The following is a 12,601-nucleotide window of genomic DNA, read 5'->3' on the forward strand; positions in this document are numbered from 1 at the left end:
CGGCGCCTTCGGCTGGCCCTTTCATGGCCTGGCCACGGTGATGCGGTCGCCGTCGCTGAGCTTGTCGCCCGGCGACAGCACCAGCACGTCGCCGGGCTTGACGCCCTGCACGGCCACCAGCTCGCCCAGCTTGTCGCCGGTCGTGACCTGCACCTCATGCGCCCTGCCGTCCCTCACCACATAGGCCAGTTGCCGGCCGCCATCGCGCGTGACCACCGCGGCGGGCTGCACCGCCACCACCGGCTCGCGGTCCTTGGCCGACGCCGCGTGCGACAGGAAGGCGATCTTGGCGCTCATGTCCGGCAGCACGCGCGCATCGCGGTCGACAAAGCGCACCTTGACCAGCACGGTGGCCTTGGAGCGGTCCACCGTCGGCACGATGCGCGACACCTGACCGGCCATGCGCAGCCCCGGCAGCGCATCCAGCAGCAGCTCGCACGGCTGGCCGGCGCGGATTTTGGCGATATTGGATTCGGCGACGTCGGCTTCCACTTCCAGCGTCTCCATGTCGGCGATGGTCACGATTGCCCCCTTGGTGTCGGCGGCGGCGGAGAAGGGGGTGATGTTGTCGCCCACGTTGGCATGCTTGACCAGCACCACGCCATCGAACGGCGCGCGCACCACGGTCTGCTCGACCGCGACCTCGGCCGCGCGGGCATTGGCCTGCGCCGAGGCGATCGAGGCGCGCGAGCTGTTGACCGACGCCTGTGCCTTGTCAAAGCGCGCCACGGCGGCGTCGTACTCGGTGCGCGAGATGGCGTTCGGCACGATCAGCATCCTGGAGCGGCGCAGGTTCACCTCGGCGTCCTTCAGCTCGGCCTGCTGCAGCGCCAGGTTGGCCTGCGCCACCTGGACCTGGGCCTGGGCCTGGGCGAACGAGGCGGCGACGTCCTTGCTCTCCAGCCGCGCGATGATCTCGTCCTTCTTTACGCGCGAGCCCTCCAGCACGCCCAGCCATTCCAGCCGGCCCTGCGCCTTGGATGCGACCGCCGCCTTGCGCTGCGGCACGACATAGCCGGTGGCGTTGAGCAGCGTGAAATTCTGGGTGGGGTAGGCGGAGGTGACGGTGGCGGTCTGCACTGCCCGCGGGCCGGCCAGGCGAACGCCGATGCCGACCAGGACCAGCAGGACCAGCGCAATGACTGCATAACGCAGCCAACTGCGCCGCGGGCGGATGCGGGCGCCGGCCGCGGCGGCGCTCCGGTCGATTTTGAGCCTGGACAGGTCGTGGTCAGCCACTGCGCGCTTCCTCTCGCTGTGAAGGGCGGGGCCCTCAGTATAGCGGTGAGCGACTGGGTGTCCATGGCCCGTGAAGGGAGCGAACCGGCAGCGCAAACAGCGTTGTCGGCTAGTGACTGGTCTCCACCGCCAGCTTCAGCTTCGCCAGCGCGAATTCCCATTGCCGGCCGATCGCTTCCAGCGACCGGCGCGCGGCTTCGACCTGGCCCGGCTCGAACTGCCACAGGCGCTCGCGCCCGCTCTTGCTGTCGCGCACGAGCCCAGCCTGGGACAACACCTCAAGGTGCTTGGTGACCGCCTGCCGCGTCATGGCGCTGCCCGCGGTCAGCTGCGCGATCGACATCGCGCCGCCCGCGCACAGCGCCGCCACCAGCCGCAGCCGGGTTTCGTCGCCAAGCGCGGCGAAGACGGTCGCGGCGTCATGCAGCGCCAGCGCGGGAGAGGCCTCAGGCTGCGCCGCTGACATGCTTGCCGATGTTTTCCATCTGGCCGTCCCAGCCGCCGCTGTTCATGCGGAAGGCCTCCATGCGGCGTTCGGGCGGGATCCGGTCGAAGCCGGATTCGACCACGGTCAGCAGCGTGCCGCCTTCGGCTTCCTTCAGCGCGAACACCACCAGCGTGGGCGTTTCGGCCGAATAGTCGCGGCCGCGCTCCATCGGCGCCGGATGCCAGCGCCAGGACAGCAGCCGGGGTGGCTCCATGCGCTCGACCTCCACGTCGAACTTCAGGTATTCGTAGCCGGGATAGGTGATGCTGCCCACGGCGCGCTTGCCGGGCGAGAAGGTCACGCCGTCGAATTTCACGCCAAACCAGCTGCCGAAGGTGTCGGCGTCGGCCAGCGCGTGCCAGACGCGCTCGATGGGAGCGGCCAGCAGGATGCTGCGCTCGATGCGGTCGGTGGATGAAGCCATGTCCGGTCTCCTTGTTCAGGCTTGAATAGGCAACGTTGTGGTTGCAGGTTAGGAGACCGGGCGGCGAAACGCAACCAAAAGGTTGCGAATGACCACAGTGTGGTCAGAGATCCAGCACCAGCCGGTGGCCCTTGCAGCGCGACACGCACAACATCATCGTCTTCTGCGCGGCCTTTTCGGCATCCGACAGGTACTGGTCGCGGTGATCGGCCTGCCCCTCGACGATGGCGGTCTCGCAGGAGCCGCAGATGCCTTCGCGGCACATGCAGTCCACCTTGATGCCTGCCTTCTCGATGGCGCGCAGCAGCGGCTCGTCGGCGCCGACCTGCAGCGTCAGCCCGCTTTTCTGCAGCACGGCCTCGAAGGCGCCGCCGGTGGCGTCGACTTCGTTGCGGAACTGCTCGAAGTGGATGCGCCCGGCGTCCCAGCCGGCGGCACGCGCGGCGTTGACCACGGCGTCATTGAGCGGCGCCGGGCCGCAGACATAGACGTGCGTATCGGCAGGCTGCGCGGCGATCAGCGCGGCGATGTCGAGCATGGTGCCGCTATCGCTCTCGTACCGGTGAAGCTGGCCCGGTTGCAGCGTGGCGGGCAGCACATCGAGGAAGGCGGCAGACTGCGCGTTGCGGAAGCAGTAGTGCAGTTCGAACGCATCGCCACGCGCGGCCAGCGCCTGGATATGCGTCATGAACGGCGTGATGCCGATGCCGCCCGCGATCAGCAGGTGGCGCCCCGCGCCGTGGTCCAGGCTGAACAGGTTGCCCGGCGCGCCGATGTGCAGTTCATCGCCTTCGCTGACCTGCTCGTGCATATAGCGCGAGCCGCCGCGCGAGGCCTCCTCCAGCCGCACCGCGATCTGGTAGTGGCCGGGCTCGCCCAGCGTGCTGGTCAGCGAATAGGCATTGCGCAGCCTGCCGCCGTCCATATGGACGACCACGTGGCTGCCGCTGTCGAAGGCGGGCAGCGCGCCGCCGTCGCAGGGTTGCAGGGTGAAGCGCTTGATGCCGGCGGCCAGCGGCTCGACGCGGCCGACGCGCACGCGGAGCGTGTCAGTCATGGCGGTACCTCGGAATTCAGGGAATGCAGGGAATATGGGAAGGGAAGGCAGGCCGGCATGGCGCCGGCCTGCCCGGGACCATCAGGTGATGACCGTCAGCCGTGCCGCGATCCACACCACCAGGCCGCCGACGACCAGCGCCACGTAGGGCAGCAGGCCGGCGCGCGCATTGGGCAGCTCCATGTCGCGGCGCATCGACTCGGGGAAGCGGCCCTTGTCCTGGATGTAGTGGCGGTAGATGAAGACCGGCACGATCAGCACCGCGGCGATCAGGCCGTTGCGCAGCGTATTCTCGCCCTGGAAGTTGGCGCCCGCGCCGACAAAGGCCAGGTCGAAGAAGCCGAAGAACGCGCCCAGCGCCAGCAGCCAGTTCTTGCACTTGTACGGGCGGGCCCAGTCCGGGCGGTCCATACGGTGGATCCAGCCCGACTGCAGGTTCAGGAACACGAAGATCATGTAGCAGACGTTCGAGATCGACAGCACTGCCATGTAATTCGACATCAGCAGCAGGAACAGGTTGAACACCAGGTCCGTCCACATGGCGCGCGTCGGTGCGCCGTGCTCGTTCACGTGCGAGAGGTAGCGCGGCAGCCAGCCGTCGACCGAGGCCTGGTACAGCGTGCGCGACGAACCCATCATCGAGGTCATCACGATCAGCAGGATCGCCAGCACCAGCATGGCCACGATCAAGTTGAACACCACCGCGCCGCCACCGACGAACCTGGCCATGGCCGCGCCCACGCCGGAGCCGTCGACGATGGCCGGCTCCAGCATCCCCGACAGGCTCAGCGAGCCCTGAAAGGCGATCGGCACCGCGATGAACATGAACAGGCACAGCACGCCGGACCAGAAGATCGCCTTGAAGGTGTCCTTCTGCGGGTCCTTGAACTCGCGGGTGTAGCAGACCGCGGTCTCGAAGCCGAAGGTCGACCAGCAGGCCAGGAACATCGCGCCCATGGCCGTGCTGATGCCGGCGGCGTTCCAGCCGCCCAGCACCGGGGTGCCAGCCGCGTCATGGGTAAACGGCAGCAGCGGCAGGAAGCTGGTGGACGGCATGTCGCCGGTGAACATCGGCACCAGCGCAATCACCACCAGCGGCGTCAGCGAGGCAATGCCCAGGATGCGCTGCGTGGTGGCCGCGGCGGAAGCGCCGCTGTGCTGCAGCTTGAAGGTGATCAACAGGAAGGCGGTGGCCAGGATGAAGGTGGAATTCACCCGCAGCGTCAGGCCCTTGCTGACCACGCCCAGGTCCAGCAGCGTCAGTTGCCAGGTGTTGATGACCGAATCGGGCGGGAACAGCGCGCTCAGCATGTAGCCGGCGGCCAGGCTGGTGCCCAGTGCCAGCATCGGCGACCAGGCAATCCAGTTGCACCACACCGAGACTGGCGCGACGAACTTGCTGTAGCGCACCCAGCCGAGCGCACCGTACACCGAGGCGCCGCCGGACTTGTGCGGATACAGGCCCGAAATCTCGGCGTAGACGAAGCACTGGGCGAAGCCGACCAGGATGGCGAGGATCCAGATGACCCAGGCTGGGTTGCCGATGGTGGCGGACACGCCGCCGATGGTGAAGAGCACGCCAGCGGGCACGCCGCTGGTGACCCAGAAGGCATCCTTCCAGGTCAGGGTGCGCTGCAGTTCATGCGATTGGGTTTGCTGCTGTGGTTGCTGGGCGGGGGCGATCGGCGCCTGCGCGCCGATCGACAGCACGTCTTTCTGTGAATACACGATGTCTCCTTGCTTCCCGGGTTGCCGTTTGTCTGGAGCTGGGCTCCGTCGCGGTCTGCCGTCTGCGGTCTGGGTGGGTACGTTGCGGTACTGCCTGCCGGGGGTTACGACGGTCGGGAATGTCTGGCGGGGATTCTGGGGGCGTTTCTCATCGTTGTCTCCTGTTGTCATCCCGGGGTTGCCACGCGCCCATTTGCAAGGGTGCATGGCTTGCCGGTCTTTATCGATTCACCAATAGTTAATTACGTTACCAATGGTGTTTCGGGTGAGTATAGGAACGGCGGGGAGCCAAGGCAACGGAAGATTTGTATCGCGTTGCAGAGCGTCCCGGCCGGCCCTTGCTTACTGCTGCACGGGCTGTACCGGGCGCGGCCCGCCAAGTGTTTCCACCACCGCACGCCCCGCCCGCCGGTTGCGCCACCAGCCCAGCAGCGTCAGCCCCAGCCAGAAGCACTGGGTCAGGAACGACGCCAGGTTGAAGGCGCCGGTCAGCGAGATCAGGATGCAGCCCGGCCCGATCACGTTGAGGACGACGGCCAGCCTGCCGGTCGGGGATTTGTGCAGGACCTGCACGGCAAAGTGCGCGGCAACGTAGGCGGCAACGCCGACAAGTCCGGTCGCGTCGGTAAGACCCAGGGAGGCCATGGTGGTATGCGCTCAGTAAAGCGGTGGAACAGCGGTTGAGGATTGCCGTCAGAACGTCTTGGTCAGCGAGACCAGGAACGTGCTTTTCAGCGGGTTGGAAACGGACGGGTTGCCGGATGAATCCAGCGCCCCGGTGGTGTAGTGGTCGTAGACGTCGGTGCGCCCCCAGCCACGGGTATAGGCGCCGGTCACGGTCCAGCCGCCCTCGAAGGCCCTGGACAGCGCCACGCGCACGTCGCGGAAGCTGTAGGCGGCAAAGTTGCGCACGCGCTCCTGGCCGTAGTGCAGCAGCAGCGAGACGCCGTGGCCCAGGTCGAAGGTGCCGTTGATGTCCAGGTAGCCCGAGCCACGGCTGTGCAGGTCGTTGCCGGTCATCAGCGAGGCGCTGTTGTAGCCGAAGTAGTCGGGCGTATAGGTCAGCCAGTACTTGACGTTGAACCACTTGTACGTCAGTGACGCGACCGCCTCGCCGTAGTTGTATTTGGTCTGCGCGGACTGCAGTTTTGCGCCCGGGTACAGGTAGTAGTAGATCTGCCCGGCGTAGGTGAAATCGCCGGCGGTGCCGGTGTAGCCGGCATACAGGTCCCATTCGACTGTGCCGCCCTCGATGAACTTGTCGCTGATGCTCGACATCCACGTGCCGGCGGAGAAGCCGCTCGGGTGGGCGTAGTCGATGCCGCCCTGCACGGCAGGCTTGCCCCAGGTCTGGCGGAAGCCACGCGAGACATATTGCGATGTCAGGGTCAGATTGGCGCTCAGCGGCGAGGTGGCTGCCGCGGCTTCGGCCGGCGGCACGGTCGCGGTGACCTGCGGCACTGGCGCTACCGCCAGGGTGGTGTCGGCATCGGCCTGCGCCAGCGCGGGCAGCGCCTGGCACAGCAGCAGGGGCAGGGCGCCTTGCAGGGCCCGTCTTGAAACAAAGCATTTGCGCAGCATGGAAGTCTCCTCCTTGCAGCCGGTCTGGGTTTGTTCTGGGTAGCCGGCTTTGTGTTGTGAGGGCGCGGCGCGCCGACCGGACGCACGCTGCCCGCCGGGGACCGAAGTCCCGGCAGCACATGCGTCGGTCAGGGGTTCTGGCGGGAAGCCCGCGCGCCGCGCCGCCTGGTCAGGCAGGCATCGGCATCGGCATTCGCGCGGTGGCTGGCGGCTGCCGCACCGCGTCCGCGTGCGCCATGCTGCCGGCGGCGGCCTTGTAGTACGGCGCCGTCGAGCGCTGCAGCGGCGCGCGGCCGCGGATCACGTCGGCCAGCTTCTCGGCCATCATGATGGTGGGCGCGTTCAGGTTGCCGGTGATGATCTTCGGCATGATCGAGGCATCGACCACGCGCAGCCCCGACAGCCCGTGCACGCGGCCCTGGTTGTCGACCACCGCCATTGGGTCGGAGGCGTGGCCCATCTTGCAGGTGCAGGACGGGTGCAGCGCGGTCTCGGCATGCTCGCGCACGAAGGCATCGATCTCGGCGTCGCTCTGCACCATCATGCCGGGCTTGATCTCGCGGCCGCGGAACTGGTCCATGGCCTGCTGGCCGATGATCTCGCGCGTCAGGCGCACCGCGGCTCGGAACTCGCGCCAGTCGACGTCATGCGCCATGTAGTTGAACAGCAGCCGCGGCTGCACGCGCGGGTCGCGGCTGGCCAGCTTGACAAAGCCGGTGCTGGGCGAGCGCATCGAGCCCACATGGCACTGGAAGCCATGAGACTGCACCGGGTTGCTGCCGTCGTAGTTCATCGCCAGCGGGATGAAGTGGTACTGCAGGTTGGGCCAGGCAAAGTCATCGCTGCTGCGGATAAAGCCGCCGGCTTCGAAGTGGTTGGAGGCGGCGGTGCCGGTGCCGCGCAAGTACCATTCGATGCCGATCGCGGGCTTGTTCCACCACTTCAGCGCGGGGTAAAGCGACACGGGCTTGGTGCATTCGTACTGCAGGTACATCTCCAGGTGGTCCTGCAGGTTTTCGCCCACGCCCTTCAGGTCAGCCACTGCATCGATGCCGAAGGCGCGCAGTTCGTCGGCATTGCCCACGCCCGAGCGCAGCAGCAGTTGCGGCGAGGCGATCGCACCATTGCTGACGATCACTTCGCGGCGCGCGCGTGCTTCGCGCACGTGGTCGCCCTGGATGTATGAGACGCCGGTGGCGCGCTGCCCCGAGAACAGGATGCGGTCGGCCAGCGCGCGCGTATGCACGGTCAGGTTCGGACGGTCCCTGGCCTGGTCGAGGTACGCCAGCGACGTGCTGCAGCGGCGCCCGCGCGCGGTGGTGGTGCGGTCCATGGGGCCGAAGCCTTCCTGCCTGTAGCCGTTCAGGTCGTCGGTCTGGCCGTAGCCCGCCTGCTCGCCGGCCTTGATAAAGGCGCGGAACAGCGGGCTGATATCGGCCCTGGGCGTAGTCACATGCAGCGGGCCGTTGCCGCCATGGTAGTCGTTGGCGCCCTTGTCGTAGGTCTCGGCCTTGCGGAAGTAGGGCAGGCAGTCGGCGTAGCTCCAGTTCTCCAGCGACTTCTCCTGCGCCCAGCCGTCGTAGTCCATGGCGTTGCCGCGGATATAGACCATGCCGTTGATCAGTGACGAGCCGCCCAGCCCCTTGCCGCGGCCCTGCGTCATGCGCCGGTTATTCATGTGCGGCTCGGGCTCGGTCACATAGGCCCAGTTATAGGTGGTGCCCTGCAGCGGGTAGGCCAGCGCGGCAGGCATCTGGGTGCGCCAGTCCAGGCGCCAGTCGGGGCCGCCGGCTTCCAGCAGCAGCACTGAGACGCCGGCATCCTCGGTCAGCCGCGCGGCCAGCACGCAGCCGGCCGAGCCTGCGCCGACGATGATGTAGTCGTATTCATGGATTGCCTGCATGGTGCAATCTCCTTGTTTGCTTGACGCCGTGCGCGGTTGCCCGGGGGCGGGCGCCGCGCACGTGATTGCGAAGTAAGCCAGTGGGAGCGCCGGGTGTGGGCTCAGGCGCCGAACCACCCCATCGCCTTCGGCGCGAGGTTGATATAGCTGTGCTTGAGCTCGGTGTACTCGTCCAGGCCGATGCGGGCCAGCTCGCGGCCGATGCCGCTTGCCTTGTAGCCGCCCCACGGCGCTTCCGGGAAGTAGGGGTGGTAGTCGTTCACCCACACCGTGCCGAAGCGCAGCGCGCGCGACATCCGGTTGGCCTTGTCCAGGTCGCGGGTCCAGACCGCGGCGGCCAGGCCGTACGGGGTGTCGTTGGCGGCGCGCAGCGCCTCGGCTTCGCCGCGGAAGCGCTCGGCCGTGATCACCGGTCCGAAAATCTCCTCCTTCGCAATCTTCATGTCGGCCGTGACGTCGGCCAGCAGCGTCGGTTCCAGCCAGTAGCCCTTCTTGAATACGTCGCCCGCCGGCCGCTTGCCGCCGTGCACCAGGCGCGCGCCCTCGGCGATGCCGGCCTGCACCATGCCCAGAATCTTCTCGTGCTGTTGCGCCGACTGCACCGGGCCCATCTGGGTCTCGGCATGGAAGCCGTTGCCGATCACGATGCGCGGCAGGCGCTCGGCCAGCCGGCTGATGAATGCATCATAGATGCTGTCTTCGACCATCAGGCGCGAGCCGGCGGAGCACACCTGCCCGGCGTGGAAGAACGCGGCATTCAGTGCGTAGTCCACCGCGGCGTCCAGGTCGGCATCGGCAAAGACGATGTTCGGGTTCTTGCCGCCCAGCTCCAGGCCGATGCGCTTGAAGTTGCCGGTGGCGGCCTTCATGATGCTTTCGCCGGCGAAGGCACCGCCGGTGAAGGACACCAGGTCCACGTCCAGGCTTTCGGCCAGTTCGGCGCCCACTTCGGCGCCGCCGGTCACCAGGTTGAACACGCCCGCAGGCAGGTCCAGTTCCGCTACCAGTTGCGTGAAATGGTGCGTGGTCAGAGGGGTCAGGTTGCTGGGCTTGATCACCACGGTGTTGCCGGCGCCCAGCGCCGGCGCGATCTTCCACGCGGCCTGCAGCAGCGGGTAGTTCCACGGCGTGATCAGGCCGCATACGCCGACCGGCTCGCGCAGGGTGCGGCTGATCACATGGTGCGGGGCTTCGTTGACCGCGCCGGATTCGGACGCCACCAGCCCGGCAAAGTAGCGGAAGGTGGCGGCAATGTCGCCCATGTCGGTGCGGCTCTCGGTCAGCGTCTTGCCGGTGTTGAGCGATTCCAGCCGGGCAAGGTGCTCGGCGTCGCGGTCGATCAGTCCGGCGAGCTTGTTCAGCAGTTGCGCGCGGTCGCGGATCGTGGTCTGGCGCCACGGACCGTCGAAGGCCTTGCGGGCAGCGGCAATGGCCAGGCGCGCGTCGGCGCGGGTGGCTTCGGCGGCCTGGGCGATCACGGTCTCGTCGGCCGGGTTGTGGATGGCGCGCGTGCCGTGGTCGATGGGCGACTGCCATTGGCCGTCGATATAGAGCTGGGTCTGGATCATGCTGCGGTTCCGGTTGATGCGTTCGTGTCAGGCGGCCAGGGCGTCCAGCACCATCTGCTGGAAGTGCTGCACGCCGTGCTCGCCGATGGCGGAGGTCTTGTCGTCGGTGACCAGCAGCGGGCCCTGCCCGTTGCGGTAGCCGCGCGACTTGAGGCCGCGCTGCACCGATTCGACGATGCTCAGGTCTTCGGGCTTGAGCACGTTCTTGTAGTACTCGATCAGCTGCTCCTGCTCGGCCGTGGGCGTGCGGTCGCGGAAGTAGAACTCGAAGTGCTGGATGGTGGTGTCGGCGTCGACCGGGAACATGTAGAAGACGCCGTAGTTGCCGTCGCCCGGCAGCACGTTCAGCGTCACGTTGGGCCACAGCCAGTACGCGGCGAAGTCGGTATTGGGGGCGTCGCTGTCATAGGTGAAGGCGTCGCTGCCCGAGCGGGTCTGGCCGACCTGGCTGGTGTAGAGGCCGCGCACTTCGTGCTTGTAGGTTTCCATCCTGATCGACTCCACCAGCGCCGGGTGCGCGGTCTGGCAGTGCAGGCATTCCAGGTAGTTGTCGACCACCACCTTCCAGTTGGCCTTCATCTCATAGGTGAGCTTGTGCGCCGGCACCAGCTTGTCAACGTCCGGACAGCGCGCGCGGATCTCGTCGTTCAGGCTGGCGGCCTGCTCGGCCAGCGGCTTCGCGTCCATGTCCAGGTTGACAAAGACCAGGCCGCAGAACTCTTCCACGCGCACCGGCGTCAGGCCCGCGTTGTCCTTGCAGAAGCCCGGCACGTTCTCGGCGTTGCGCACGTGGATCAGCTTGCCGTCCAGGCCGAACGACCAGGCGTGGTACGGGCAGGTGATGACGTTTTTGGCCTTGCCCGCGCCATCGGCAAACAGCTCATGGGCGCGGTGCGGGCAGACGTTGTAGAACGCGCGCAGCACGCCGTCGCGGCCGCGCACCACGAACACGTTCTCGCCGGCCACCTGCGCCGTAGCGTACTGGTTGTTTTCGGCCACCTGGCTCTTGTGCATCACGCACACCCAGCTGCGCGCGAAGATGGTCTTCTTCTCCTGCTCGAAGACTTCCTGCGAGGTGTAGTAGTGGGCCGGCAGCGTGTAGGCCAGCGGCGGGGTGGTGCCGCAGACGGGGGCGGTGGTCTCTTGCATGGGGTTGTCTCCTCGTTGGTCTCGGTGCTTTATCGATTCACTAACAGTTAATTAAATTACTATAGGTGATGTGTGGAGAAGTCTAGTGAGGAGCGTGGGAGTGCTGCAATTCAAAAAATCGAAGAAAATGATCTGATCGATGGCCTGTAGCTATCAATTCGCGTGATTTGTGATGATGGTGTAAGGTTCGAGTTACTCAATTCACCGTCGGTTGAAAAAAAGTGGAGGGATGCCCATGACGGAAGACACTTTTGCCACGCGCCTGAAGGGGGTGCTGGAAGGCAAAAGGATCATGCTCAAGCAGGTGGCAGAGGCGCTCTCGGTGTCGCCGTCGGCAGTGCACAAATGGACGCGCGGCGGCGAGATCGAATACGAGCGGCTGCTGGCGCTGGCGCGCTTCCTGGGCGTCAACTGGCTGTGGCTGCGCTACGGCGAGCAGGCCATCGCCGACCTGGAGACCAGCAGCGCCTCTGACCCGCATATCAAGGAGCTGCGCCAGAAGCACCTGGCGGAGATCATGGAGAGCGAGGCGCGCATGAAGTTCGCGCAGGAGGTCTCGGGCATCGTCACCTGGGAATGGAACGTGCTGACCGATGGCCTGACCTACTCGTCCAACGACGCCACGCTGTTCGGCCGCCATATCCGCAACATGGACGACTTCTGGGCCTGCGTGCATCCGGCCGACGTGGCGCGCCTGCGCGAGGTGCTGGCGCGCACGCTGGGCGCGCAGGAGATGCACGAGTGGGAGTTTCGTGTCGTGCACGAGGACACCACGCGCTGGATCTCGTCGCGGGCCACGCTGGTGCGCGACTTCGACCAGCGCCCGGTCAAGATGATCGGCGTCAGCCTGGACATTACCGAGCGGCGCCGCGCCGAGGCCGCGCTGCGCCAGAACGAGGCGCTGCTGGCCAAGGCGCAGGAGATTGCCCACCTGGGCGGCTGGTACTGGAATATCCAGACCGACGACTGCGCCTGGACCGACGAAGCCTACCGCATCTTCGGCTGGGCCCCGCAGGCGTTCAAGGTGACCATGGAACGCTACCTGGCGTCGATCATCGAGGAAGACCGCGCCCGCGTGCAGGCCGCCATCCGCGCGGCCATCGTCGACAAGGCGCCGTACAGTGTCGACTACCGCATCGTGCTGCCCGACGGCAGCCGTCGCAATATCCATGAGGAAGGCGAGGTCACGCTGGACGAGCACGGCAACGCCCTGACCATGGTCGGTGCTTCGCAGGATGTCACCGAGGCGGCCTTGCCATCGCCAGCCGGCGGCGGCAAGGCCCCGCGCAAGCGTGCGGCGGACAAGCCACGCACACCAGCCTGACAGGGTTCGAGGGCGGCAAGAATTGCCGCCCTTTTTTATTATGGCGGGTCGTTTCCGTCACCTGTGGATAAATCCGTTTGTTTCAGCGTAAACCATGGTGGAACGTTTGTTTCATGTTCCGCTATGATGGTATCTCCCTGG

Annotated in this window: 11 protein-coding genes; 1 reads left to right on the forward strand and 10 read right to left on the reverse strand. The window is 66.6% G+C overall.

Going from position 1 to position 12,601, the window contains the following annotated elements; genetic code table 11:
* Positions 1-21 precede the first annotated feature (21 nt).
* The 10 genes from ACZ5MJ_RS27780 to ACZ5MJ_RS27825 form a co-directional block, all read right to left on the reverse strand.
* Entirely contained in the window at positions 22-1,239 is a 1,218-nt protein-coding gene (locus tag ACZ5MJ_RS27780) for an efflux RND transporter periplasmic adaptor subunit (RefSeq protein ID WP_464224142.1), read from the reverse strand.
* 109 nt (positions 1,240-1,348) lie between these two features.
* The gene (locus ACZ5MJ_RS27785; RefSeq protein ID WP_464224143.1) at positions 1,349-1,705 is read right to left on the reverse strand and encodes an ArsR/SmtB family transcription factor; all 357 of its coding nucleotides are present in this window, start codon (positions 1,703-1,705) and stop codon (positions 1,349-1,351) included.
* Entirely contained in the window at positions 1,686-2,150 is a 465-nt protein-coding gene (locus tag ACZ5MJ_RS27790) for an SRPBCC family protein (protein ID WP_464224144.1), read from the reverse strand. The genes ACZ5MJ_RS27785 and ACZ5MJ_RS27790 overlap by 20 nt, the downstream gene beginning before the upstream one ends.
* 103 nt (positions 2,151-2,253) lie before the next feature.
* Entirely contained in the window at positions 2,254-3,207 is a 954-nt protein-coding gene (locus ACZ5MJ_RS27795) for a PDR/VanB family oxidoreductase (RefSeq protein WP_464224145.1), read from the reverse strand.
* A gap of 81 nt (positions 3,208-3,288) precedes the next feature.
* On the reverse strand, positions 3,289-4,908 hold the full coding sequence (locus ACZ5MJ_RS27800) for an APC family permease (RefSeq protein WP_464226625.1): 1,620 nt from the start codon (positions 4,906-4,908) through the stop codon (positions 3,289-3,291).
* A 369-nt stretch (positions 4,909-5,277) separates the two neighbouring features.
* The gene (locus ACZ5MJ_RS27805; RefSeq protein ID WP_464224147.1) at positions 5,278-5,580 is read right to left on the reverse strand and encodes a CBU_0592 family membrane protein; all 303 of its coding nucleotides are present in this window, start codon (positions 5,578-5,580) and stop codon (positions 5,278-5,280) included.
* A 48-nt stretch (positions 5,581-5,628) separates the two neighbouring features.
* Entirely contained in the window at positions 5,629-6,516 is an 888-nt protein-coding gene (locus tag ACZ5MJ_RS27810; protein ID WP_464224148.1) for a TorF family putative porin, read from the reverse strand.
* A 169-nt stretch (positions 6,517-6,685) separates the two neighbouring features.
* Entirely contained in the window at positions 6,686-8,419 is a 1,734-nt protein-coding gene (gene betA / locus ACZ5MJ_RS27815; RefSeq protein WP_464224150.1) for a choline dehydrogenase, read from the reverse strand.
* 101 nt (positions 8,420-8,520) lie between these two features.
* Complete coding sequence (locus tag ACZ5MJ_RS27820; RefSeq protein WP_464224151.1) at positions 8,521-9,987, reverse strand: aldehyde dehydrogenase family protein; 1,467 nt, start codon at positions 9,985-9,987, stop codon at positions 8,521-8,523.
* A 27-nt stretch (positions 9,988-10,014) separates the two neighbouring features.
* Positions 10,015-11,136, reverse strand: coding sequence for an aromatic ring-hydroxylating oxygenase subunit alpha (locus ACZ5MJ_RS27825; RefSeq protein WP_464224152.1), 1,122 nt, complete (start codon positions 11,134-11,136; stop codon positions 10,015-10,017).
* A 235-nt stretch (positions 11,137-11,371) separates the two neighbouring features.
* Here ACZ5MJ_RS27825 and ACZ5MJ_RS27830 point away from each other — a divergent pair, with 235 nt between their 5' ends.
* Entirely contained in the window at positions 11,372-12,460 is a 1,089-nt protein-coding gene (locus ACZ5MJ_RS27830) for a helix-turn-helix domain-containing protein (RefSeq protein ID WP_464224153.1), read from the forward strand.
* Positions 12,461-12,601: the final 141 nt, after the last annotated feature.

Source organism: Cupriavidus sp. LA-1, from assembly GCF_055385985.1.